This window comes from Lysinibacillus sp. FSL R5-0849, from assembly GCF_038595075.1.
Lineage (GTDB): Bacteria > Bacillota > Bacilli > Bacillales_A > Planococcaceae > Lysinibacillus > Lysinibacillus fusiformis.
Genome location: NZ_CP152004.1, coordinates 2723726 through 2748967, shown reverse-complemented (window position 1 = coordinate 2748967; position 25242 = coordinate 2723726). Strand labels below are relative to the sequence as shown.

Here is a 25242-nt window from a genome sequence, read left to right as displayed (position 1 = left end):
ACTTCCTCCTTTTACACTATGAGACTACTCGTACAACCTGTTACGGCTTAAGACAAAAGGGAATTACATTGCGAGTTTTTATTAATGATGAAAAGATTGTCTTGTTATCATTGTAATTCCCAAATGGCCTTGAAGCTACCTCAAAATAGGGTAATTGCTAGAACATAACAAGTTATCCATGTCCCGGATTAAAAAATAAAAAAATCCACCATGAAATGGCACGTCTAAGACATGCTAATACATTCATGGTGGATAAAATTCTTAGCAGGACTTGCTAAAAACTCAATCAGCTTTTATTTTTGGGTCATAATAGAATTCAAATATTCATAAACACTATGCGATTTCTAAGTAGATGCGACATAGGGATCAAAATACATAAATTCCATTTGTGCTATTATTATAGCCCTTTGCCGCAAAAGGAACAATATAAATCATAAATATTTTTACATGAGAATGATTATCAAAAACATTTTCCCTTTTATTTTTTTAAAAGTTACTATATGATTAACAAACTGTAAGGGTGACCCCCATAGTGATTGCCTAAAAAAGTATAATGATGATGGGAGAATCATTACGATGTCTAAAAAAGTTCATGAATTTAACGATATGATTCGTAAATTACGAAAAGAAGTTTTTGGTAAAGGACCAGAACGTATTCATACGGTCTTTGTTGAAAATATGGCTGTCTCCACTTTATACGGGAATATCACCCCAACTGAAAAATTCATTGCGGGTTCACCCGAAGGATTGAAAATGGTTCATGCCGCAAGGACGAGCATGATTCAAGATTTATATGCACAATCGCCACCTGAGGGCATGGAAGAATTAATGGGCAGTAAATTACTCCATTTATTTTCAGATATTAAAATTGAAGAGGATTTTGCGATTTCCGTCTTTGTTTTTGAAAAGCATATAAGTGAATAAAGGAGGATGCCTTATGGAGAGAGCCGTTACGAGGAAGATTGTGCGGGTTCAGGGGCAGCAAGTGAAGGAAATAGATGATTTAATTGTCTCAGAATATGCTGTGACCGTGAAAATTAATCAACAAGAATTTGTCACGATGGTTTGTACGCCAGAATATGTCGAGGATATGGTCATCGGTTATTTAGCGTCTGAACGGGTGATCCGTAATTACAAGGATATTGAGAATATTTGGCATCAAGAACAAGAAGGCTTTGTGCACATTAAAACCAAGCATGTCAATCCTTACTATCAGCAAACGCAAAACAAACGCTATATAACGTCTTGCTGTGGAATGAGTCGACAAGGCTTTGTTTTCACAAACGATGCTTTAGTAGCAAAAAAAATGGAAGATATTCATGTCCAAATTACGACTGAAGATTGCTTTCGTTTAATGCACGCCATGCAGGAGACGGCTGATATATTTAAAAAAACAGGTGGTGTGCATAATGCAGCGCTATGCGATGTCAATGGCATTGTTTTAAGTCGCATGGATATTGGTCGCCATAATGCTTTAGATAAAATTTACGGCTATTGTTTACGTCAAAATATAAGTATGCACGATAAAATTATTGTTTTTAGTGGACGGATATCATCAGAAATATTACTAAAGGTATCTAAAATAGGCTGTGAAATAGTATTGTCTAAATCGGCACCAACCGAATTAGCCTTGCAATTGGCTGAGCAGCTTGGCATTACGACCGTAGGCTTTATTCGACAACAAACATTGAATATTTATACACATCCAGAACGCATCATCATGCCAGCACAGAATGTACGGAAAGAAGGAGATTAAATGACGGATCTACAAGACCAACTACGCAGACCGTTAAGAGATTTAAGAATATCCGTGACAGATCGCTGTAATTTTCGCTGTCGTTATTGTATGCCAGCAGAAGTATTTGGTCCAGATTATGCATTTTTACCGTCTGATAAAATATTAAACTTCGATGAGATTGAAAGATTAGTCAAAATCTTCGTCTCATTAGGTGTTAAAAAAGTTCGTATTACAGGTGGAGAGCCTTTATTACGCCGTGATTTAACGGAATTAATTGCCCGAATTCATCGCCTAGAAGGTGTAGAGGATATCGCCTTAACAACAAATGGCACTTTATTAAAAAAATATGCACAGCCATTGGCACAAGCAGGCTTATCCCGAGTTTCAATCAGTTTAGATTCACTAAACGACGAGCGTTTTTTTGAGATGAATGGACATCGAGGGAAGGTGTCAACGGTGTTAGAGGGTATTGAAAAGGCAGCGGAAGCAGGTTTACAAGTAAAAATTAATATGGTTGTTCAAAAAGGGAAAAATGACCAGGATGTTTTAGAAATGGCACGATTTTTTAAAGAAAAACAACATATTTTACGCTTTATTGAGTATATGGATGTTGGGAATTCGAATGGGTGGCGCATGGATGATGTATTGGCTAAAAAAGACATCATTGAGCAAATCCATCAGCATTCACCGCTGCAACCGATTGCTCCTAATTATCACGGGGAAGTGGCGACACGTTACCAATACAAGGATAATAAGGGGGAGATTGGTATTATATCATCCGTCACAGATTCCTTTTGCACTTCTTGCTCACGTGCCCGCCTCTCAGCAGAGGGCAAATTATATACTTGTTTATTTGCTACAGAAGGTACGGATTTAAGAGAGCTATTAAGATCAGGACAAGATGATACAGCAATTATTAATTGTATAAAAAATGTCTGGACAAAAAGAAATGATCGCTATTCAGACGAGCGGAACGAACAGACGATGGCAAGCAGGAAAAAGGCTAAAGTTGAAATGTCTCATATGGGGGGGTAAACATGAAAAACAGAAAAAAATCGGCAAGATGCCGAATTTTTTCTGTTTATTTATGCGTAAAGGCACCGCTTTTTCCGCCTGTTTTTTCTACAAGATAGGTTTCTTTAATGACCATCGTTTTATCAACCGCCTTACACATGTCGTAAAAAGTGAGGGCAGCGATGGACACAGCTGTAAGGGCCTCCATTTCGACACCAGTTTTTCCATTGCATTTGACAGTAGCTTGAATGTGTAGCTCATAACCAAGATCCGTTTTCTGATAATCAAATTGCAGATCCGTGCCCTGTAGCATAATAGGGTGGCACATTGGGATGATATCTGCCGTTTTTTTAGCGCCCATAATACCTGCAATTTGAGCGACTTGTGTAGGGTCACCTTTCTTGATACCCCCTTGCTGGATGGCCTGATAGACCTCATTGGATAATGTAATGGTACTGCGTGCTATGGCTGAACGCGTTGTTATTTCTTTTTCAGATATGTCGACCATTTTGGGACGACCTGCTTCGTTCCAGTGGGTAAAATTATTCATTGTTAGACTCCTTTGTAACTGTTTGTAGCCAATCATGATGAGCATTGATATTAATAAATGTTGGACAGTTCTCATTAAAAGGAACATAACTAACACGAAGCTGATCTAAAAGCACTTTCATACTCCGTTTGTTTTGTTCCATCAATTGTTTTGCTAAGGGTAGGGCAGTGCGTCGATATAAGGCTGCTAATGGCTGGTAGCGTGAATTTTGTTTTGGAACAATCGCATCATAAGAATCATTGATATTGCCTAGCATCTCTTCAACAAAAGGTGCATTCATATAGGGCATATCACTAGCGACGACAAAAAACCATTCTACCTCAGGAAAAGCTGTCAGTATATGATGCAGGGCAAAAAGTGGCCCTTGATGGGGCTGCTGTTCTATGATCCATTGTACATTCTCAGGACCAAAACTTGGTTGCAGGCTAGCGTTTGTAGCGATCACCAAAGGATGTAGCTGATTTCCTTGGAGAGCGTTGAGGCTATGCTTATATAAAGGCAGCCCCTCAAACGTCTCAAACATTTTCGGTTGACCATACCGAGAGGATTGACCACCAGCTAAGATAACACCTGCAACGTTCATAGACGATTCAATTCTCCAACAAAATGTTGTACGGTCGGTAAAATAAGCTTGGTCATGGCCAATGTCACAGCATTAGTAGAACCCGGTAAAACATAAATAGCCGTTTGATGGCGGCTGCCAGCTGTGGCCCGACTAAACATAGCTTTTGGACCAATTTCCTCATAGCTTAACGTTCGAAATAATTCTCCGAACCCCATCATTTCTTTTTCAAAAAGAGGGGAAATGGTGTCGTAGGTTTGGTCTCTTGGTGTAAAACCAGTTCCGCCAGTGACGATAATGACATTGATGTTGGCATGATTGCACCATTGATGAATAAGTTCTGAGATTTCAAGCGGTTCATCCTTTGCTATTTGGTAGTCAACTACTTCAAAAGCAGCCTCTTGAAGTAAAGAAAGAATGCGCTGACCCGCTAAATCATCTGCCTTTGTCCGTGTATCACTCACAGTTAAAATGGCCGCATGGATGGGTTGTTGATGATGTGTAGGATGCAAGGTAGAATGACCTCCTTTTCTTGCGTTATTGGAGTTTTTCACAAAAAAGGCTCCATTCGTGAAGTGAGGAACGAACACGAAATAGAGAAAAATTTTCTGAGTAAGTTTCACTTTATTATAATGCTATCGACGAAAAGGTCAAACGAAAATTCATAGAAGGAAAGGCAAAATGCTCATGAATAATAGATATTCGAGACAACAATTATTTAGCCCTATTGGACAAACAGGGCAGCAGGCAATGAAACAAAAACATGTCCTCATCATAGGGGTTGGCGCCCTAGGGAGTGCTAGTGCAGAAGCACTCGTGCGTGCAGGTGTTGGGAGATTGACGCTGATTGATCGAGATTATGTGGAATGGAGTAATTTGCAACGACAACAATTATATACGGAGCAAGACGCACAAGAGAAATTGCCGAAAGTGATCGCAGCGAAAAATCGACTGCAACAAATTAATGCAGAGGTGGCCATTCAGGTTGCTATTATGGATGCCTGTACAGAATCATTGCTACCGTTGCTAGACGATATAGATGTCATGGTAGATGCCACTGATAATTTCGATGTCCGCTTTTTGATGAACGATCTAGCACAACAGCATCGTATTCCATGGGTGTACGGTTCCTGTGTAAGTAGTTATGGGGCTATCTATACGATTGTGCCAGGGAAAACACCATGTTTACGATGTTTGTTAAAGGTAATGCCTCAAACAGGGATGACCTGTGATACAGTAGGAATTATTAGCCCTACTGTCCAAATAGTAGCGGCATATCAAGTAGCAGAGGTGTTAAAACTGCTAGTGGGCGATGAAAAGGCCTTACGAAAAAGCTATTTGACGTTTGATGTTTGGCAAAATCAACAATATGAAATTAACGTAGATAAAATGCGTCAGGATGATTGTCCAACCTGTGGTCACCATCCTACGTATCCATCTTTAGCTTATGAAAATCAAACAAAACTAGAGGTGCTTTGTGGTCGTGATGCGGTACAAATCCGACCGCCAAATCCGACTCACTACAATTTAGAACAGTTGGCAGACCAACTTCGTACCTATGGTGATATTCAAATTAATCCTTATTTGCTATCTTGCCAAACAGAAGATTATCGCATTGTTATTTTTCAGGATGGGCGTGTAGTGATTCATGGAATTCAGGAGATCCAACAAGCAAAAACCATCTACTATCGTTTATTAGGATAAAGGAGTGTGCCAAATGTTAGAAAAGAGACAACCAATTCCAGTGTCAGAAGCTGTACATCGTGTAATGGATTATGCTTTTCAAGCCAAAAAGGAGTTTGTGCCATTATCACAGGCATATGGACGCTTTATTGCGGAGGATATTGTCGCCGATCATGACGTACCAGCCTTTGATCGATCCCCTTATGATGGCTATGCCATTCGTTCTATCGATAGTCAAGAAGCATCATCAGCACAGCCAGCCATATTTCAAGTCGTTGGAGAAATTGGTGCTGGCTTTGTTTACGAGGATGAGGTTGGATTTGGCCAAGCAGTACGCATTATGACGGGGGCGCCAATACCAAAAGGATGCGATGCAGTTGTAATGCTAGAATTAACCCAGACATTCGTGGAACATCAGCAAACATTTATGTCGATTAAACGGGCGTTTACAGCAGGCACTAATATTTCTTATAAAGGTGAAGATGTACAGCAGCATACTGTTCTAATTGAAAGAGGACAATATATTAACCCCGGTGTCATGGCCTTACTAGCTACCTTCGGCTATGCGCAAGTGCCTGTCTTTCGTAAATTAGTGGTAGGTGTCATTGCCACTGGCAGTGAGTTACTAGAGCCAGAGGAATCTTTACAGCCAGGAAAAATTCGAAATAGCAATGCTTATATGATCATGGCACAAATTGAACGTACAGGTGCAGAAGTTCGATACTTTGGCAAATTTAGCGATGATCTTGATTTATGTATTCGTATCGTTGAAAAAGCATTACAGGAAGTCGATATTTTACTGACAACGGGAGGCGTTTCCGTTGGAGATTATGATTATTTACCGGCTATCTATCAAGCTATTGACGCTAAGGTATTATTTAATAAGGTGGCGATGCGTCCAGGAAGTGTAACAACAGTTGCTGCTAGAAATGATCAATTATTATTTGGACTTTCCGGTAATCCTTCAGCATGCTATGTGGGCTTTGAGCTATTTGTACGCCCTATTATTCGCACAGCATTTGGCAATCAACAGCCACATGTCCGCAGAGAGCAAGCTATTTTAGGGGCAGATTTTACAAAGCCCAATCCATTTACTCGCTTTGTAAGAGCTCGTGCATATTATGAAAATGGTCAGCTAGTAGCTGTGCCATCTGGTTTTGATAAATCGAGTGCCGTTTCGTCTTTAGCGTCAGCTAATGCATTTATTGTCTTACCTGGTGGCTCCCGTGGCTATGAAAAAGACATGCAGGTAGCAGTTTTATTGCTAGAAGATTTGCGAGGAAGTGAGTGGCCTTGGAACACCATCGAAAAATCATACAGATAGTTGGCTATCAAAATAGCGGAAAAACGACTTTGATGGAGCAATTAATCAAGCAAGCCACGTCAGAAGGGCTACGAGTTGGGACCATTAAACATCACGGGCATGGTGGAGCACCGGTAGAAAATTCTTCGAAGGATAGTAGTAGACACGAACAGGCAGGTGCTCGTGTTTCAGCAGTAGAAGGGGAAGGTACTTTACGGTTAAGTATTCACCAACATAGCTGGCAGCTTGCTGATATACTTGCGATTTATGCTAACTTTTCAATGGATATTATTTTGATTGAAGGATATAAAAGAGAAGATTACCCAAAAGTCGTATTACTACGAACAGCACAGGACTATCTGTTACTACAACAAATGTCTAATATCCTTTGTGTAATTTATTGGCCGAGCTATCCAATTGATCAAAACCTAAGGATTCCAAGCTTTTCTATTAATGAAGAAACAGAATATATGGAATTTTTGTTGAATGAAATGAGGGAAAAACTATGACGACAGCCATGTTTGAAATTATTCATAAGCCGATTGATGTGGAGGAGGTACGGCACAAAGTACTTAGTCGAAATGCTGGAGCGATTACGCTGTTCATCGGAACTGTACGTGAAATCACACAAGGTAAGAAAACATTGTACTTGGAATATCAAGCATACCCAGCTATGGCAATTAAAATGTTTGAGCAAATTGCACAGGAACTAAAGCTGCAATGGCCAGAAGCAGAAATAGCGATTACACATCGTGTAGGGCGATTGGATATTACGGATATTGCCGTAGTCATTGCGGTATCATCCCCACATCGAAAAGTAGCCTATTTGGCAAATGAATATGCAATTGACCGCATTAAACAGATTGTGCCCATTTGGAAAAAAGAACATTGGGAAGATGGTACACAATGGATCGGGGATCAATTAGAAAATGTCCCGTATTCTGAAGGAAAACCCGCGATTGATGAGGAGGGAAAATTGTGATTAATATCTTATTATTTGCTCATTTACAAGAAGCGGTTGGTGCGTCAACACTATCAGTAGAACTGTCAGACGTGACGGTTGCTCAAGTAAAAGAATGGATGGAACAGCATTATCCTCAATTGACATTGCAGCAAATGATGACAGCCATTAATGAGGAATTTGCAATGGATACAACCATTGTTAGATCAGGTGACACAATCGCTTTTATTCCACCTATTAGTGGGGGATGACGAAAAAGAGGTGGCTGTTTAAACCAGCTACCTCTTTTATACTTTTAGAATATGAATGCTAAGAAGCATTAGGAAAGAAATAGCGATCATGCACAAAACCCATGTCCAGGCAAGGGTCATGTTCCCCGAATCAATGGCCATATAAATAGCCAATGGCGTTGTTTGGGTTTTTCCTGGAATATTACCCGCAAACATTAATGTGGCCCCAAACTCACCTAATGCACGAGTGAAGCTCAAAATTCCTCCTGAAACAAGAGCCTTTAATGCAAGTGGAATGGATACGAACATAAAGACTTGCCATTCGTTAGCCCCATCCACACGTGCTGCATGCTCAATATCGCAATCAATCGAAGAAAAGCCCGTTTTCGCCGATTGATACATTAAGGGAAAGGCAACGATGGTAGAGGCAATGACGGCTGCCCACCATGTAAACATGACAGGCTGATCAAAAAGCCAAATAATTAGATTTCCTAATAAACTATTCTTGCCAAATATAACGATGAGCAGGAAACCTACTACAGTTGGAGGTAATACTAAGGGCATCAGCAAAACCGTTTCCAGTAATAGCTTCCCCTTAAAATGATGGGTCGCCATCCATTTGCCCATTAAAATACCTGCCAATATAGCAATGATACCAGCAACAAAGGCAATTTCTATCGAAAGCCTAAGAGGAGACCAAAAATCGGTACCCATCCTTTATTGTGCTCCTTTAAACCCATACTTTTTAAAGACTTCCATTGCTTCATCACTTTGTAAGAAATGATAAAAATCTTCAGCCTCTTGTACATGCTTACTATTTTTAATGACACCAACAGGATAGATAATTGGTGTGTGTATTTGATCATCTGCAGTTGCAACGACTTCGACCTTATCTGATACAAGCGCATCTGTTTTATAAACAATTCCTGCATCTACATTTTCTGTTTCACTATAAGTAAGGACTTGGCGTACGTCTTTTGTATACACTACCTTGGATTCAAGTGACTCCCACAATTGCATATTTTTTAACGTTTCCACACCGTATTGCCCCGCAGGCACTGTTTCAGGTGTACCCAATGCAATTTTTCCTGCTTGTTTTAAATCTTTAAAGGATTGGATTTGTTTGTCATTTTTTTTAGGAACGATTAATACTAATTCATTTGCTAAAAGATCCACCCCCTGATTAGGATCAATCATCTCTTTTTCTACAAGCGCATCGAATTTATCTTCGGCTGCCGAAAAGAAAAGATCTGCAGGAGCACCCTGTAAAATTTGTTGCTGTAATGCGCCAGAACCTCCAAAGTTATAGAGAATTTTAATTGTATCGTGTTCTTTTTCATAAGCTGTTTTTAGTTCTTCTAGGGCATCTTGTAAACTAGCAGCCGCAGAAATGGTTAATTCAATTGGCACTTTTACTTGCGGATCTTTTTCTTCGTTTCCACAAGCAGCTAATAGACCAACTAGAATGAGTATGGATGCAAAGAAACTATAAAATTTTTTCACTTTATTTTTCTCCTTTTATAACTCGTTATAACAAGACATAACTAATTATAATAAGTTATAAGTGAAAAAGAAACCTGTAATTGGTAGGAAATTTCAAGATGTTCACACGTAAATAAATAAGTTACCATGTAAGAAGAGGCTTATAGGAGGAGAATGATATGTCACAAGAACAATCCTATACAATTGAAGAGGTTGCACAATTATTAAAGGTTTCGAAATTAACGGTCTATGATTTAGTGAAAAAAGGAGATTTGCCTGTTTTCCGAGTAGGACGCCAAATGAGGGTGGACCGTGCTGATTTACAGGGCTATATACAAAAACGTAAGACAGGTAATGCCGCATCGACGCCAGTAGTAGCTAGGCAAACAAAAAAACTTCCAAAAATGATTATTAGTGGACAAGATGTAGTGTTAGATGTATTAGCAAAATACATGGAAAAAAGACAGTCTAGTAAAGTATTGAGATCTCATGAAGGTAGTTTTAATGGTATCATGGCGATGTATAACGGGGAATGCGATATAGCCAGTTTACATATGTTTGATGGGGACACAGGAGACTACAATACACCCTATGTAAAAAAGATTTTTGTGAGCCATCCTTTTTTGCTCATTAATGTAGTGTCCCGTAGAGCAGGTTTCTATGTTCAGCAAGGAAATCCTCTCCAACTAGAATCCTTTAAAGACTTTAAGACCAAGTCATTTACGCTCATCAATCGTGAGAAAGGATCGGGTGCACGTACTTTATTGGATGAGCAATTGCGCATTCATCACATAGCTCCGTCTATGATTGATGGGTATGACAAAGAAGAAATGAGCCATCTCGATGTCGCATCGGCTGTAGCAAATGGGCATGCAGATGTTGGCATAGGGGTTGAGAAAATTGCTAAACTAGTAAACGTTGATTTTATTCCTGTTATTAGAGAGCGCTATGATATTGTGCTGTTAAAAACACCTGACAATCAACAATTAATTGATACGGTGAAGGAGATTTTGACTTCAGCAGATTTCCAATCTGAAGTGGCTGCATTAGGAGATTATGATGTTTCTCAAATGGGTCAGGTCATCTATGAAACACTGTAACTCAAATTATCGTTTGTATTTCTAGCATAAATGGTTTACAATTTTACTTGGAAATTTTATGGTCGTTGTGTTTTCTGTACATTGCAGAACGTCTATGAAATTTCAAATGAAGATTTGGTGAGATGGATAATTTAGTAGGTAAAACTGCTAGGATATTAGCCCACCATAAAATAGTTGGCGTCAAAGATGCGCAACTATTTTATGGTGGGCTTTTTGCTGTAAACAAAAGGAGTTGGATCAGATGACGTGGACAGTGTTACACATTATTGGCATTATTGCCTATGCAATTAGCGGCGCATTTGTCGCCTTACAGGCCAAATACTCTTTTATTGGTATATTTGTACTTGGCCTAACAACCTCTTATGGTGGGTCCATTATTCGCAACGTTATACTTGATATACCTGTGTCCGATATATGGGAGCGACAATCCTTTCTAGTCGTTTTAGTGACGCTGACAACTATTTTATTTGTGAAAAGAAATTGGATACATCACTGGAACCGCTGGGGCTATTTCTTTGATTCAATTGGTCTTGCTTCTTTCGCAATACAGGGTGGATTATTAGCCAAAAGCCTAGATCACGATCTAGGGATCATTATTATAGCGTCCATGTTTACGGGTGTTGGCGGTGGCATGATTCGGGACTTATTGGCTGGTAGAACGCCTCTTGCATTAAGAGAAGAGATTCATGCCGTCTTAACATTTGTCTGTGGGCTTTGTATTTGGGCAGGGTGGAGCAGTCCGCTTGAATTATCAGTTATCGTTATTTTCATTGTGGTCATTCGAATGTTATCTGTGAATAATAAATTGAAGTTTCCTTTGAAATTTTTGCATTAACCCAAATTCTCTTGTGGACTTTAAATGAAAGAATATTTGCTGTATCTAGTACAAATGGTTTTAAGAAGGGAAATTTAAACGTTTAATTTATGATGTTGTTTTTCATCATAAAGGATATTCCTCTGCTGGTGTTGGATTGGTAATAGATCTTAGTAATCGAACATTCTAATATTTGTTCAATAAACATTCATGTTTATAACTATCAACATAGTATAATTTTGTTTTAAAAGGAATTCTAAATGGGTAGAATCCTTTTTTTTTGTGATTTTTTAAAGTGTTAACAAGACTCTATGGAAATACTCGTAGACTAAGAATAATTAGTGTTAAATATAACTGAATTGGTATTTTTTATAAATTTTGGTGGGTAATTTATTGACTATTTATTCCATGGTGTTTAATATTATAAATGGAAAATAGCTTTATTTTTACAAGTTAATATCCTTTATTGTAATTTTAAGGAATTATCACTCTGAGGTTATGAATAAAATTTTGGGGGCGTGATATGTGATAGAAATTTGTTTAATTAAAGTACCTGTACATATTTCAAATTATTCTGAACTAATGAATTTTGTATGTACAAGAAAAGCAAGAAGAATAGAAGCTTACTTAAATAAAATAGATGCATATAGGTCCTTACTATCCGAATTGTTGATGAAATATTTATTGATGAAGTATTTGAAATGTCATCCTTCCGACATAAATATCCAAACGAATACATATGGGAAGCCATATTGTATCAATGGGGATTATGAATTTAACATTTCTCATTCAGGTGAATGGGTTATAGGTATCATTGGCAATTGTGATGTAGGAATTGATATTGAAGAAATGAAAGATAATTACGAAGATGAAATAATTAAAAATTATTTTTCGAGTATAGAATACGCTTCGTACAATCAAACACCAACTGAAATGAAAAAAGAACGTTTTTATGACTTATGGACTTTGAAGGAAGCTTTTGTGAAAAATATTGGACTAGGTTTAAGCATTCCTTTAGATTCTTTCAGCATTGAGACTAGTCATAATGAAATTTCAATTGTACAAGATATTAGTCCGTATCCTTATTATTTCAAGCAATATAACTTGATTAATGGTTATAAAATTTCCGTATGTAGTAAAGTGAATGTATTTCCATCAGAGCAACAACTAAAGATAAAAGAGTTTTCGGCCTTAGAAAAAATTTTTTTGAATAATCTAATATTAGAGGAGGATAAATATTATGAGTAAATTAATACCTCAAGTTTTAAATCTTCTTAAAAATAAGGAACTAACAAAAGACGCAGCGAAGCAAATCATTGAATCGGTGAATGAAATTAAAAGTGAGTCTAAACCGAAAGTTGATAAAAAAATTGCCATAATCGGCATTTCTGCAGAATTACCCGGTGCTAAAAATTTTGATGAATTTTGGAATGTTTTAAGCAATGAACAGGACAAAATAACAGAATTAAGTGATAGTAGGAGATCGTTGTGTGAGGGGTTCCTTGTTAATAATATGGAAAAACTTAAAATTTCAAAAGAGAAGCCGTTTTGGGATGCAGCGTGGCTAGATGAAGTTGATAAATTTGATGCTGGATTTTTTAATATTTCAGCTGCTGAAGCAAAAGTAATGGATCCACAACAGCGTAGATTTCTTCAAATCGCATACCAATGTTTTGAAGATGCTGGATACGCAGGGAGTCGAATAAAAAATTCAAATACCGGTGTTTACATTTCAGCAGCTATGACCAATTACTCTGAAGGATTGGCTGAATTCACACCATTAAGTGTTCCAGGAAATATTCCTGCTTTTACGGCTTCAAGAATTTCTTATATTTTTAATTTAAAAGGACCGTCTTATGTTGTGAATGCTACCTGTGCCTCCTCCATGTTGGCAATTCATGAGGCCTGTGTGGGTTTAATGAATAATGATTGTGAAACGGCATTAGTCGGCGGTGTTAATATTTTCCCTTATCCAATAAATAGTGAAAAACTGTTTATGAATGCTGCGGGTATTATGTCTGAGCAACAAAAGTGTAAACCTTTTGACGACTCAGCTAGTGGGATAGGAAGAGGAGAAGGGGCAGTAGCCCTGTTATTAAAACCTTTAGATCAAGCAATAGAAGATAATGATAATATCCACGCTGTTATAATTGCCTCTAAGGTAAATAATGATGGGACTTCAGCGGGTATTACGGCGCCAAATCCTAAAGCACATGCGGATTTATTAGCTGAAACATGGGATTTAGCGGGCATTAAGCCTGAGCAAATTGACTACATTGAAGCGCATGGCACAGGTACTCATTTAGGTGATCCTATTGAAATAAAAGGCATTCAAGAAGCAGTTGAACGAAGTAATAACGATAAACAATTCTTACCAATTGGTTCTGTGAAGGGAAATATTGGCCATTTACTTGATGGAGCTGCAGGTTTATCGGGTGTAATCAAAGCGCTACATGTAATAAAAAAAGGAGTAGTTCCACCTACAATAAATTTAGTTGAACCAAATACACATATTGATTTTGTAAATTCGCCAGTTTTTATTCCGACAGTACCATTTAACATTAAAGAGAATAAAAAAGAAAATGAACCTATTATAGCTGGTGTAAGTTGCTTTGGCTTTAATGGTACAAATGTTCATTTACTATTAGAGGGAGCTCCAACGAAGGCTGAAATTCATAACAAAGATCATAAAAGAAAAGCATATGTCATTCCTTTTTCAGCAAAATCTGAATTATCTTTGCGAGGTACGATTGAACATTTCTCTAATTTATCTGAGGATACGATTAATCTAAGTAATTTAGCATATACGATGTGTACAGGTAGGGAGCATCATGAAATAAGATTAGCTATTATAGCTGAGACAATGGACGATCTAATAGGTGCCTGTAAAAATTTAGTCAATCTTGATATGACTAATTGGGAAAAAATTATTGATATGACAACCGATGACGATAACACTATCAAAAAATTAGCAGAAAATTTTATTACAGGTGAAAAATGTAGTTGGCATAAACAATTTCAGGATGAGAATAATCACAAAATTTCTTTACCTACATACTACTTTGATGAAAAATCTTATTGGTTACAGAGTGATGCTAGCGTAAAAGCTATAGAGGTAAAAGGAAAAACAGCTCTTGAAGAAATCATTAGTTTAGCAGAAATAATCTTAGAAACTGAGAATATTAAGCAAACGGATAGTTTTATTTCAGTAGGTGGAAACTCTCTTTCAGGACTACAATTTATTACCCGTTTGAAAAAACAATTTAATAGAGACTTTGTCTTAGATGATGTATTTCTTACATTTGAACAACTAAGTAAACAAGTAAACAATGAACATTCAGAATCGACAGAAGTCATACCTCAAATTAGTGTAGAAAACCATGAATTTCCATTATCATATGGTCAAAACAGATTGAGCATTATAGAACAATTAACAGACCAAAAAATGGTTTACAATACTCCATTTATTTTTAAAGTTAACGGGTTAGTTGACATTGAGAGGTTACGCCAAACATTTGATGTACTTTCACAAAGACATGAATCTTTAAGAACAGTATTTGTAAAGCATGAGGATGGAAATAAACAGAAAATACTGCAAAAACCAAACTATTTATTTGAATACAAAGATTTCAGTATAGAAGATAACGCAGAAGCAAAAGCAATGGATCAACTAAATCGTTGGAAAGAAACTCCGTATGATTTAGAAGCGGGACCACTTTTAAGAGTATTTGTGTATAAAACAGAAAAAAATAAAAGTCTGTTTGCTTTAATGATGCACCATATTATTGTAGATGGCTGGTCATTATCACTATTATCGGATGAACTTTTCACTTTGTACAATAGTAGTAATAATGAAACCTTGCCGGAAATAGAAAATACGTATGTAGATTTTGCTGCATGGCAACGTGAAAATATAGAAGGTGGTAGGTTTAAACAACATGAAGATTACTGGCTTGATACATTAAGAGGAAGTCTACCTATTACAGAAATAACGGGCGATAAATTAAGACCAAGCACTTTCCGATATACTGGAAGGCTTACAAGATTTGATATTAGTGCTAGCTTAGCAGATAAATTAAGAGCTTTTGCAAATACAAATGAAAGTACATTATACATGGTTTTAGTGTCGAGTGTATTTAAACTAATTAATCAGATGACTGGTGATACAGATATGGTGATCGGTACACCTGTATCTGGAAGAGTAAATGAAGAACTGGAAAAAATCATTGGTTTATTTACGAATACTATCCCATTAAGGGTTAATTACGAAGAACATGATAATTTCCTTACTTTATTAAGAAATGTTAAGACCATGTTATTGGATAGCTTTAAACACCAAGAATATCCTTTCGATTTATTAGTGGAGAAGTTAGATTTACCTCGGGATACTAGTCGTTCACCTTTATTTAATATAAACGTGGCACTTCAAAATTTTAAATTTAAAAATACGACGTCAGCTTTTGATGAAGCAGAATTAACACCTATTCTTTCTGAACACAAAACTAGTAAATGGGATCTTGAATTCGAATTTGTTGAATTACCAAATGGAGAGCTATTCTGTAATCTTGAGTATTACGACGGTGTCTATTCATCTAGATTTATTGATTCATTAATTGAAACGTATTTAAAAATACTAGATATGATTTTACATGAGCATGAATTAACTAATATTGATGTAGAAAAAAGTAAAAGTGCTATAAATGGTCAATTTGTCGAGGATGGCAAAAACTTTTTAACTACTATATTAATGATGGCAGAAAAGAACCCACAAAAAACAGCATTGAAAGATAGCGCAGGTTCATTAACATATCAAGAGTTAGTAGATAGAAGTAAATCAATAGCAGAAAAATTGTTGAACAGCAACAGTGAAGTTAAAAATGCTGTCATTATTTCTGACAATAATAGAACGGCTATTTTAGGTATTTTATCTTGTTTAATGAGTAATGTCACATTTATACCTGTATCACCTAAAAACCCAAGAGCTAGAATTGAATCTATTATCAAACAAAGTCAAGCTAACTTTATTATTTCGGAAAAGAAATTCTATTCCTTGTGTAATAGGCTGTTATTTGAAAATAAGAATATTCAAACGGTTATGGTGTTAGGAGAAACAGATTTAGATCAGTGTGCTGTTGTTGATTCAAGTGATTTAATGAACGAATCATTGTGGAACTATTTTGCAGAAGGACAGAAAACAGAAATAGAGGCTAGTGGTTGGAATAGTAGTTATACAGGTGAAGCTTTCAGTGCCTTAGAAATGCAGGAGTATGCGGAAAACGCAGTAAACAAAATAAGAAAGTATTTACCTCAAGATTCAAATGTATTAGAGCTTGGCTGTGGCTCAGGTTTGACAACATTTGCACTTGCTCCATATACAAAAACGTATACAGCTATGGATTTATCTTCCTCTATTATCGAGAGGAATAAACAGATTGCTCAGAAATCTAACTTTAGCAATATTAAATTTGACATTTCGAAGGCTCATGCCTTTAAGAAGTTTGAAACAGCATTAGATGCAGTTGTCATTAATAGTGTTATTCATTGTTTCCCAAGCTATGGCTATTTAAAGGTAGTCCTTCAAAAAGCTATTGACTCTTTAAAAGAGGGCGGAATAATTTTCTTGGGGGATTTATTAAATATTGATACAAAAGATGAATTTGTCTCTTCTTTACAAGCATTTAAAGAAGAAAATATGGATAAGAATACTAAATTAGATTGGGATACAGATTTATTTATTAATGAAGAAATTTTAAAAGAGCTTCTCAGTGATGTAGGAGCAGATATACAAATTGAATGTTCGGAGAAGACATACACTGTAAGCAATGAGCTCAATCAATTTAGATTTGATGCTGTGATCATTGTTAAAGATAAGGGCGAAAAATATAAACGAAGCAGCTCTAAAAATATGCTAAGTGAAGGTATTCATCTAGATAAGCATGTGGAAATTGAGTTAAATTCTTTTGCTAAAACTTCCCCTGCATATATTCTCTTTACATCTGGAAGTACTGGAAAGCCAAAAGGTGTAGTTGTTTCAGGTAAAAATCTTAATAATTATTTAAACTGGGCTACTGCATACTATTCACCTACTGGAAAATCGTTAGATATGCCATTTTTCACTTCCATATCTGTCGATTTAACAATTACTTCAATGTTTATTCCATTGATAACGGGCGGAAAAATCATTTGCTGTGAAGGGGAAATCGATCAGGCTTTTGAAAGTGTAGCCAAGATAAAAGAAACCATAACGATAAAGGGTACACCTAAACAGATCCAATATTTAATTGAGGATGAGAGATTTGCACCAAATGTAGAATGCTTCATTCTAGGGGGAGAAGCTTTAGATATAACTTTATGTAAAACGTTGAGAGATCAATTCCCTCATGCTCGTATCATTAATGAATATGGGCCAACTGAGGCTACTGTTGGAACGATTTATCATGAAGTAACAGAGGAAGATTTACACTCAGATTATATTCATGCGCCAATCGGATTACCGATTTATAACACGTCTGTTTACATTTTGAATAATCAGAATCAGCTAGTCCCTTCATACGGGGTTGGAGAAATCGTATTAAGTGGTGAGAGTGTTGCCCTAGGCTATTTGGGAGAGCCTAATTTAACTAGAAATAAGTTTATAGCTAACCATATTAATCATTTACAATCAGGATATTTATATAAGACAGGGGATTTAGGACAAGTATTGCCGAACGGTAAAATTGTTTGTTATGGACGGAAAGATAATATGGTTAAAATTCGAGGCCACAGAGTGGAACTCGAAGAAATCGAAAGATATTTGCGAGAAATTCCAAGTATTAAAGATGCCGTAGTTAAACTATATAAAAATGAAGATGGTGAACAGCTTTGTGCTTACTTAGTCAGTCAACAAGAGATTAATCAAAGGGATTTTGAAAAACATCTTTTACGATATTTACCAGAATCATTAATTCCAACGTATTATCAAAAAATAGAACAAATTCCAATGTCTAATAGTGGAAAAGTAGATAGACTTTCACTGCCAAGTCCTGAATTATACGACGATAGAATAGTTCAGATAGATGATATTAGTAGTTTGACAGAGATTGAAAGAGAATTGCTGTCCATACTAAAAGGGATTTTAAGTGACCGTCAATTTAACATTGATTCTGATTTCTTTAAAATTGGAGGGGACTCCATCAAGGCATTAAAGTTTATCTCAAAGGCAAAGGAAAAAAATATTAATTTGAAAATTGACCATATCTTTAATTGTAGAAGTATTCGAAAAATAGCTATGAACACTACTAAAGAAATGGACATTCAAAAAGAATGGCAGGAATTAAGTTCTAAGGAGATTCCACTTGCTCCAATGCAAAGATGGTTCTTCCAACAAACATTTAAACATGCCCACTATTGGAACTTATTAATGTCAGTAGAACTGCCTAAGAAAGTGGATATAGCTGCTTTAGAAAAGTCTTTCCAATCAATTATTTCGGTTAATGAGAGCTTGATGACATGGTTCGATGTGAACGAGAGCAAACCAAAGGCTTTTGTTGAACCAAGCTTAGTAAACACATTTAAGCTCATTGTGAAGGATCTAAAATTAACACCTCCGGGTAGGCTAAAAGAGGAAATTGAGAACATTCAATTCCAATTACAAAATAACTTTAATTTTGGAAAGGTATTACCAATAGGAGCAGTAGTGTTCCTAACAGCTAAGAAGCCTATTTTGACATTCTTTATTCATCATCTAGTTGTTGATGGAGTTTCATGGAGGGTTTTATTAGAGGAATTAGAAAATAATTATTTAGCTATAGTAAATGGCGAAGATAAAATCAGCTTCCCTATGACGCAGTTTTCTGATTGGATAGGAGAATTATATAAAAAAGAATTACACACGAATCATTCTTATTGGGAAAATATAGATGTGGAAAATGTACATCCATTATGCATTCAGCCTGTCAGAAAAGATTATCTATTTAAGGATCGATATCATGTAACCAAAACTCTGAGTGAGGAAAGTACAAAGCAATTTTTAAATGCTAGAGAACATTCAGAAATTTATAAACCTGATGTTTTGATTGCAGTAACATTTGCTCAAGCGTTTAGTCAACTATTCGGTCAACAAGATGTGTTATTTAACTTTGAAGGGCATGGACGAAATAGTCGCCAATCAGCGTTAGATCTTAGTAGAACAATAGGTTGGTTTACTACGATGTATCCACTACAGGTGACAATTAATACGCTAGAAGAAATGCTTTACACAGTTGGACAATCATTGAGCGAAATAGGCAGTGGATTGGACTTTATGATAGCAAGATGGATCAAAGAAAATAACAACATTACGCATATTCAACCATCCATATTGGTCAATTATTTAGGGGATTTTGATAACGATATTAGTACTTCTACAAATAGTAAAAATGGAGGGGACGGGGTGCTACAATACTCCTCAAATCTTCCTCAGGCTCCTGCTATTCATCCTGATAATGAGCTTTCTAATATTTTGGAAATAAACATCTTTATTTTGGATGGAAAACTTAATCTAAGCTTAGAGGTAGATACACAAGTTATTAGTAATGAAAAAGCTCAACTTCTCTTATCAAAATTTGAAGAAGCTTTGGTTGAATGTAGTGGAAATGCAAAGGAGCCCCAAAATACATGATAACTTCTTTTAGCAAACAAACAAACAGAGGATTTACAATCTTTTTAATGGTTGTAGCTACTCACTTTATATCTTTATTAGGTTCTTCTGTTGCAAGGTTTGGGCTTGGTGTCTGGGCTTACCAAAGTACAGGTCAAGTATCTAGTTTTGCGGTCGTTTTAGTTGCAGGATTTCTTCCAGCGATTGTGTTATCGCCTTTTATAGGAATATGGATAGATAGGAAAGGTCCACGATTATTAATATTATTAGGAGATATTATTGGACTAATTATTTCTTCAATAATTTTCTCCTCCCTTTTATTAGGGAATATAAGTATGGTTCATGTAATTGCAGGTGCTATATCGCTTTCGATAGTTAGCTCAATGCAAACGCCAGCATTACAAACATTAGCACCTAATCTAGTGCCTAAAGAAATGTTATCAAGAGCAAATGGTGTATTTTCTATGGCATCATCGACTAGTGATGTTCTGGGTCCTGTAATTGGTGGTGTAATAATGGGGTTTGGAAGTATTGTCTATATCATTGGTGCAGAGCTAGTTACTTATTGTATTGCTATTCCTATTCTCTTAATACTTTGGACAAAATTAACTGTAAAAGTGAACAATGACAATGAAGATAGCCATGAAAATAACTCCATTTTAGGTGATCTAAAATATGGTTTCAATTATTTAATCGAGCATAAATCTCTTCTAACTTTAGTGCTATTATTCACGGTTTTAAATTTTGCACTAGGGTTCAATCAAGTAGTTGGACAGCCATATATATTGAGCTTTGGAACTGTTGAACAATTTGGCTTACTAAGCTCTATATATGGCGGAGGAATGGTATTAGGCGGGGTACTAATGTCATTCATCAAGCTGAAGAAGCACATAATATGGTTAGTACTGATTTCCAATTTTGGTATCGGTGTATTTATAACGCTAACAGGGTTATTCAATAATATGCTGCTAATTGCAGTTTTTTGGGGTGGTTTAGGGTTATTACTGCCAGTGGTTAATACAGGTACACTCACTTTAATTCAACTCCATACAGAACCCAAATTATTAGGAAGAGTTTTTTCAATTGCTAGAACATTCGCTTGGATTTCATTACCCCTCGCTTATATTCTAGGAGGAATACTTGCTGATAAATTAGTTGCCTCAAACGTAAATATTATCCCTTATTTAGGTAGTGGAGAACGAGGAGTGTATGGGACGCTACTCTTACTAGCTGGAGGCTTAATTATAGTAACTGTGGCAATTTTCGCTCAACTAAAATACATTAAAGAATTGGATAGGAGAGAAGAAAATGATGTACAGCACAATGTCTAAAAAAATATTAAGTTTAGTAGAAGAAAATAAATTAGATACAAATTTAGCATTAAATTTACTAGATGAAATAGAAAAAGAAACAAGTGAACCACTCGCAGTTGTTGGTATGTCTTTAAGATTTCCCAATGTCTCCAATCTGGATGATTTATGGACAGGTCTTATAAATAAAAAGGATTTTGTGACTGAATTTTCAAAAGAGCGTTTTGAATTGATTGTTAATTCTAATCCTAAATTACATGAATTGTATAGCCATTTGAAAAATAATATAACAAATGATCCAAGATCTTATGGCTCATGGCTATCTAGCATTGAACAGTTTGATCCTGAACAATTCGGATTGAATGAACATGAAGCTCAATTTATGGGGCCAGCAGAGCGTCTGTTTTTACAGGTGGCATTAGAGTCCTTATACATGGCAGGTTACAAGGAAAATCATCTAAAGGATTCAAATACTGGCGTATTTATAGCACACACACCTCATCCTGCATTTGATTATTTAAATTTATTTGAAGAAAAAGATGAACGAGCTTTTATTTCAAACATACCTGCTAATCTGGGCTATCATTTATCATATGCATTTGATCTTAAAGGCCCAGTTATGACCATTAATACGAGTTGTTCGTCTTCTTTAGCTGCTGTTCATGTTGCTAAAAATGCGCTTAAGCAGGGGGATTGTAACTTAGCAGTAGTTGCGGGAGTGAATTTGAATTTATTTCCGTATTGGGAAGAGGAAGCACCTGATTATGTTGTAAGGAGCACAAAATATAGATGTTCACCATTCGATGAAAGTGCAGATGGGATTATCGGAGGTGAAGGTGTTGCTGCTATTGTTGTAAAGAGATTATCTGATGCTATAAAGGACAACAATCACATTCATGCTGTGTTAAAGGGTTCGAGTATAAGTAGTGATGGTGCATCAAATGGAATGCAAGTCCCTAATCCTGACGCACAATCTAAAGCAATAATGGATGCTCTGGACGATGCAAAGTTATCATTTAATGATATTGATTTTGTTGAGGCACATGGCGCAGGGACTCAAGTAGGTGATTTACTCGAAGTAGAGGGGCTTAAAAAGGCCTATCTACAAAAATCAACTAAGACAACGGAATGTCAATTAGGCTCAATTAAGTCGAATTTTGGCCATATGGGTGATGCAGCAGGTATTGCAGGATTAATAAAAGCTGTACTATCCATAGAAAAAAGAACAGTTCCTGGTCTTAATCATTTTGCAGCAGAAAATCCTAAAATAAACTTCAAAGAAACGCCGTTCAAAGTTAGCTCAGAAAATAAAACGTTTGATGAACATAAAATTTTAAGCGCAGGTGTGAATTCTATTGGCATAAGTGGTACGAATGTTCATGTCATACTGGAGGAGTATCGACACAATAAACAGGAGCAATTAACTGAAAAATTGACACCATTGTTTATTTCAAGTAAAACTCGTAGAGCGCTTTGGGATCAAATAAAAACCTTAGCTATTCATCTTAAAAATAATGAAAATTACAGTATTCAAGATTTAGCCTATACATTCAATAATAGAAGAAGCCATGAGCAGTCTAGAGTATGTATTTTTGCAAGCAATTGTCATGAACTACTTCGAAAAGTCGAAAGATTATTAAATGTAAGAACATTTGAAAAGGTACCGAGGAATTTTTATACACAAGGTATATTTTTAGCTGATGAACATGAAACGAAAGTTGATAGTATTAAAAATTTAGATGAATTTACCGCTACATCTCCAGCAGATAAAGCACTTATTAAGCGATATCTAGAAGGTAACAATATTATGGAGGAGTGTCGCGAATTATTTAAAGATGGGAAGTTACTACCGTTACCAGTCAGTATTTTTAATACAAAAAGAATATGGCCATCTAGTAAAGAGACATTCCGAAATCAGACGAAAGACCTGTTCTTTGAGAAAAAATGGTTACATTATCCTCATGATAATGAGACTACACATGAAGCATTAAAAGAAGGAACGACTTGGCTATACTTTATGAATAAAGATGATGAAAATATAGTTGCACTAAAGAATAGAATGACTGCTTTAGGTATAAAAATAATTGAAGTACTTGAAGCAGATAAATTTGTGCAATATACACCTGAACAATATGGTATTGACATCAATTCTGAAAAAGATATGTATAAGCTGTTTGAAAATATAGGTCTGGAAGAATTAAGAAATTTAAAAGGGATTATCCACTCTTACACATTTAAGCATTTAGATGAAACAATGGAATCAAAAGAAAATATGGAAAAATCCCAAGAAGAAGGTATTTTCTCACTATTCAATATAACAAAAATGTTATTAGAGTTTGAGGTGACACATCCAATTCAATTAAATGTCATATCATCATTAACTGAGCAAGTTAAGAACAATGAAAAAATAATTCCTGCTAGGGTAACAACCTTTGGCTTAGCGAAAGTTATCTCGCAGGAACAACCGACTATTTCATCCTACTCTATCGATCATGATTTGGACGGAAGCTCTCAAGACATTGCTTCCCAATTATTAAGAGAGTTACAACAAGATAAAGATCATAGACCAGAATTAGTGGCATTTAGACAATCAAAAAGATATACAAAAGTTATTGAAAGACAAAGCGATGACTTTAATGGCAATGAAATTATAGTAAGAGAGAATGGAAATTATGTTATTGCCGGTGGTACAGGATATTTAGGTGTTCAATTAGGAAAGTTTTTAAGTGAAAAGCAAAACGTCAATATCATTTTATTGGCTAGAAATTTATTACCAGACCGAATGGAATGGGAAAAAATTATTGAGAATAATCAAGAAGAAGATGACATGTTGATTTATAAGCTGACGTCAATTATGGAAATTGAAAGTCGAGGTTCTACAGTTACAATCATGGAGTGTGATGTGACTGAGGAACACGCTGTTAAAGAAACGTTTGCGAAAATTAGACAAGATTTCGGTGAAATCAATGGTGCGTTTATGTTGGTCAAACAACTTTACCATCTATGGATAAAAGAGTTAAAGCTTAGTCAATTCAAAAAAGGCATTCATAACAGAGTAATCGGCACCTATTTAGTAGAAAAGGAATTAAATCCAGAACCATTAGATTTCTTTATACTATTTTCTTCAATCTCTTCTTTAATGGGAACGAAATCTGCAAGTGAATGCTGCGCTGTGAATCAATATTTAGACTCAATGGCTGGGTATTTGAATCAAAAAGGAATAAAAGGTAAAACGATGAACTTTACGTTAATACTAGATAATAAAAAAGATTTTGGAAGTGATACGGCCATACCTCCGATTGATTTTGTAGATTTCCAAAATTCATTGAACTTATTCTTCAATAAGGGCTATGAATGGAGTCTAATTTCACGTTTTGATTTAGAGCAAGTCCATTATCTTAAACCAGTCATTAAAATCCCATTTGGTGAGAGTTTCTGGAGCGAAGTAGAGCACTTTAATCATTCAAAAAATAATCAAAACGAAAGTATTTCAATGGAAGAAGAAGTAGTGAAAAGTGAGTTTACACTATCTGAAATTGAAGCAAGTATACGTGAAATTTGGAAAACAGTTTTAGGCATTTCAACTATTAAAGAAATTGATAATTTCTTTAGTTTAGGAGGAAGTTCTTTAAGTGCTCTAAGATTTGTTCATTTATTTAAAAATAAATTCATTGGTTTAAAATTTGAAATCTCTGATTTATATAGCAATCCTACATTCCAAGACCAAATTGTATACTGTGATCATTTTTATAACGCTAAAGATGAATTAAGCGATATTCTAGATGCATTTGAAAGTGATGATATTTCATCAGAAGAGGCACTGTCTCTATTATTGAATAAGCATTGAGTTGAAAGGGAAATGACTATTAACATTTGGA

The 25242-nt window shown here is 35.8% G+C and carries 19 protein-coding genes; 14 read left to right on the top strand and 5 right to left on the bottom strand.

Annotated features, from left to right (window positions below):
• Window positions 1–576: 576 nt before the first annotated feature.
• The 3 genes from MKY80_RS13490 to moaA are packed head-to-tail and all read left to right on the top strand — an operon-like array spanning window position 577 to window position 2773.
• Window positions 577–924, top strand: coding sequence for a DUF2294 domain-containing protein (locus MKY80_RS13490; RefSeq protein WP_008178574.1), 348 nt, complete (start codon window positions 577–579; stop codon window positions 922–924).
• A gap of 13 nt (window positions 925–937) precedes the next feature.
• A complete protein-coding gene (gene fdhD, locus MKY80_RS13485; protein WP_107922488.1) occupies window positions 938–1756 on the top strand; it encodes a formate dehydrogenase accessory sulfurtransferase FdhD in 819 nt (272 codons plus the stop codon).
• Window positions 1757–2773: a GTP 3',8-cyclase MoaA gene (gene moaA / locus MKY80_RS13480; RefSeq protein WP_342529729.1), complete on the top strand. Its 1017-nt coding sequence runs from the start codon at window positions 1757–1759 to the stop codon at window positions 2771–2773.
• Between the two features lie 46 nt (window positions 2774–2819).
• Here moaA and moaC read toward each other — a convergent pair whose 3' ends face one another.
• From moaC to MKY80_RS13465, 3 genes are read right to left on the bottom strand one after another with little or no spacing between them, the layout of a single operon-like run.
• The gene (gene moaC, locus MKY80_RS13475; protein WP_008178569.1) at window positions 2820–3302 is read right to left on the bottom strand and encodes a cyclic pyranopterin monophosphate synthase MoaC; all 483 of its coding nucleotides are present in this window, start codon (window positions 3300–3302) and stop codon (window positions 2820–2822) included.
• Complete coding sequence (locus MKY80_RS13470; protein ID WP_171365059.1) at window positions 3295–3885, bottom strand: molybdenum cofactor guanylyltransferase; 591 nt, start codon at window positions 3883–3885, stop codon at window positions 3295–3297. Before MKY80_RS13470 ends, moaC begins: the two co-directional genes overlap by 8 nt.
• Window positions 3882–4376, bottom strand: coding sequence for a MogA/MoaB family molybdenum cofactor biosynthesis protein (locus MKY80_RS13465; RefSeq protein WP_089986366.1), 495 nt, complete (start codon window positions 4374–4376; stop codon window positions 3882–3884). The genes MKY80_RS13470 and MKY80_RS13465 overlap by 4 nt, the downstream gene beginning before the upstream one ends.
• Before the next feature lie 175 nt (window positions 4377–4551).
• On the opposite strand from MKY80_RS13465, the gene MKY80_RS13460 reads away from it, so the two are divergent.
• Genes MKY80_RS13460 through moaD form a run of 5 tightly spaced genes read left to right on the top strand, consistent with a single transcriptional unit; the run spans window position 4552 to window position 8062 of the window.
• Window positions 4552–5568 carry a thiazole biosynthesis adenylyltransferase ThiF gene (locus MKY80_RS13460; RefSeq protein WP_342533059.1) on the top strand — a complete coding sequence of 339 codons (1017 nt, stop codon included), beginning with the start codon at window positions 4552–4554 and terminating at the stop codon, window positions 5566–5568.
• A 13-nt stretch (window positions 5569–5581) separates the two neighbouring features.
• Window positions 5582–6871 carry a gephyrin-like molybdotransferase Glp gene (glp, locus tag MKY80_RS13455; RefSeq protein WP_239355160.1) on the top strand — a complete coding sequence of 430 codons (1290 nt, stop codon included), beginning with the start codon at window positions 5582–5584 and terminating at the stop codon, window positions 6869–6871.
• The gene (gene mobB / locus MKY80_RS13450) at window positions 6835–7359 is read left to right on the top strand and encodes a molybdopterin-guanine dinucleotide biosynthesis protein B (protein WP_052301741.1); all 525 of its coding nucleotides are present in this window, start codon (window positions 6835–6837) and stop codon (window positions 7357–7359) included. The genes glp and mobB overlap by 37 nt, the downstream gene beginning before the upstream one ends.
• Entirely contained in the window at window positions 7356–7832 is a 477-nt protein-coding gene (locus tag MKY80_RS13445) for a molybdenum cofactor biosynthesis protein MoaE (RefSeq protein ID WP_107922486.1), read from the top strand. Before mobB ends, MKY80_RS13445 begins: the two co-directional genes overlap by 4 nt.
• A complete protein-coding gene (moaD, locus tag MKY80_RS13440; protein WP_008178556.1) occupies window positions 7829–8062 on the top strand; it encodes a molybdopterin converting factor subunit 1 in 234 nt (77 codons plus the stop codon). The genes MKY80_RS13445 and moaD overlap by 4 nt, the downstream gene beginning before the upstream one ends.
• Before the next feature lie 36 nt (window positions 8063–8098).
• On the opposite strand, the gene modB is transcribed toward moaD, so the two are convergent.
• Together modB and modA are read right to left on the bottom strand one after the other, a co-directional pair.
• Window positions 8099–8755: a molybdate ABC transporter permease subunit gene (gene modB, locus MKY80_RS13435; RefSeq protein ID WP_008178554.1), complete on the bottom strand. Its 657-nt coding sequence runs from the start codon at window positions 8753–8755 to the stop codon at window positions 8099–8101.
• A 3-nt stretch (window positions 8756–8758) separates the two neighbouring features.
• Window positions 8759–9544, bottom strand: coding sequence for a molybdate ABC transporter substrate-binding protein (modA, locus tag MKY80_RS13430; protein WP_107922485.1), 786 nt, complete (start codon window positions 9542–9544; stop codon window positions 8759–8761).
• A 158-nt stretch (window positions 9545–9702) separates the two neighbouring features.
• On the opposite strand from modA, the gene MKY80_RS13425 reads away from it, so the two are divergent.
• From MKY80_RS13425 to MKY80_RS13400, 6 genes are all read left to right on the top strand, one after another.
• Window positions 9703–10623, top strand: coding sequence for a helix-turn-helix transcriptional regulator (locus tag MKY80_RS13425; RefSeq protein WP_008178550.1), 921 nt, complete (start codon window positions 9703–9705; stop codon window positions 10621–10623).
• 241 nt (window positions 10624–10864) lie between these two features.
• Complete coding sequence (locus MKY80_RS13420; protein ID WP_342529718.1) at window positions 10865–11458, top strand: TRIC cation channel family protein; 594 nt, start codon at window positions 10865–10867, stop codon at window positions 11456–11458.
• Window positions 11459–11962: 504 nt separating this feature from the next.
• Entirely contained in the window at window positions 11963–12685 is a 723-nt protein-coding gene (locus MKY80_RS13415; protein WP_258954726.1) for a 4'-phosphopantetheinyl transferase superfamily protein, read from the top strand.
• Window positions 12678–20075: a condensation domain-containing protein gene (locus MKY80_RS13410; protein WP_342529715.1), complete on the top strand. Its 7398-nt coding sequence runs from the start codon at window positions 12678–12680 to the stop codon at window positions 20073–20075. The genes MKY80_RS13415 and MKY80_RS13410 overlap by 8 nt, the downstream gene beginning before the upstream one ends.
• The gene (locus MKY80_RS13405) at window positions 20072–21385 is read left to right on the top strand and encodes an MFS transporter (protein WP_008178539.1); all 1314 of its coding nucleotides are present in this window, start codon (window positions 20072–20074) and stop codon (window positions 21383–21385) included. The genes MKY80_RS13410 and MKY80_RS13405 overlap by 4 nt, the downstream gene beginning before the upstream one ends.
• Entirely contained in the window at window positions 21378–25211 is a 3834-nt protein-coding gene (locus MKY80_RS13400) for a beta-ketoacyl synthase N-terminal-like domain-containing protein (RefSeq protein WP_089986385.1), read from the top strand. The genes MKY80_RS13405 and MKY80_RS13400 overlap by 8 nt, the downstream gene beginning before the upstream one ends.
• The last annotated feature ends 31 nt before the right edge of the window (window positions 25212–25242 follow it).

Excerpts from the sequence above, each read along its gene's own strand:
- moaC (WP_008178569.1), bottom strand. The coding sequence starts at position 3,302 with ATGAATAATTTTACCCACTGGAACGAAGCAGGTCGTCCCAAAATGGTC.
- MKY80_RS13425 (WP_008178550.1), top strand. The coding sequence starts at position 9,703 with ATGTCACAAGAACAATCCTATACAATTGAAGAGGTTGCACAATTATTA.
- moaA (WP_342529729.1), top strand. The coding sequence starts at position 1,757 with ATGACGGATCTACAAGACCAACTACGCAGACCGTTAAGAGATTTAAGA.
- MKY80_RS13405 (WP_008178539.1), top strand. The coding sequence starts at position 20,072 with ATGATAACTTCTTTTAGCAAACAAACAAACAGAGGATTTACAATCTTT.
- MKY80_RS13460 (WP_342533059.1), top strand. The coding sequence starts at position 4,552 with ATGAATAATAGATATTCGAGACAACAATTATTTAGCCCTATTGGACAA.
- MKY80_RS13445 (WP_107922486.1), top strand. The coding sequence starts at position 7,356 with ATGACGACAGCCATGTTTGAAATTATTCATAAGCCGATTGATGTGGAG.
- MKY80_RS13470 (WP_171365059.1), bottom strand. The coding sequence starts at position 3,885 with ATGAACGTTGCAGGTGTTATCTTAGCTGGTGGTCAATCCTCTCGGTAT.
- fdhD (WP_107922488.1), top strand. The coding sequence starts at position 938 with ATGGAGAGAGCCGTTACGAGGAAGATTGTGCGGGTTCAGGGGCAGCAA.
- MKY80_RS13400 (WP_089986385.1), top strand. The coding sequence starts at position 21,378 with ATGTCTAAAAAAATATTAAGTTTAGTAGAAGAAAATAAATTAGATACA.
- glp (WP_239355160.1), top strand. The coding sequence starts at position 5,582 with ATGTTAGAAAAGAGACAACCAATTCCAGTGTCAGAAGCTGTACATCGT.
- MKY80_RS13420 (WP_342529718.1), top strand. The coding sequence starts at position 10,865 with ATGACGTGGACAGTGTTACACATTATTGGCATTATTGCCTATGCAATT.
- modB (WP_008178554.1), bottom strand. The coding sequence starts at position 8,755 with ATGGGTACCGATTTTTGGTCTCCTCTTAGGCTTTCGATAGAAATTGCC.
- MKY80_RS13410 (WP_342529715.1), top strand. The coding sequence starts at position 12,678 with ATGAGTAAATTAATACCTCAAGTTTTAAATCTTCTTAAAAATAAGGAA.
- MKY80_RS13490 (WP_008178574.1), top strand. The coding sequence starts at position 577 with ATGTCTAAAAAAGTTCATGAATTTAACGATATGATTCGTAAATTACGA.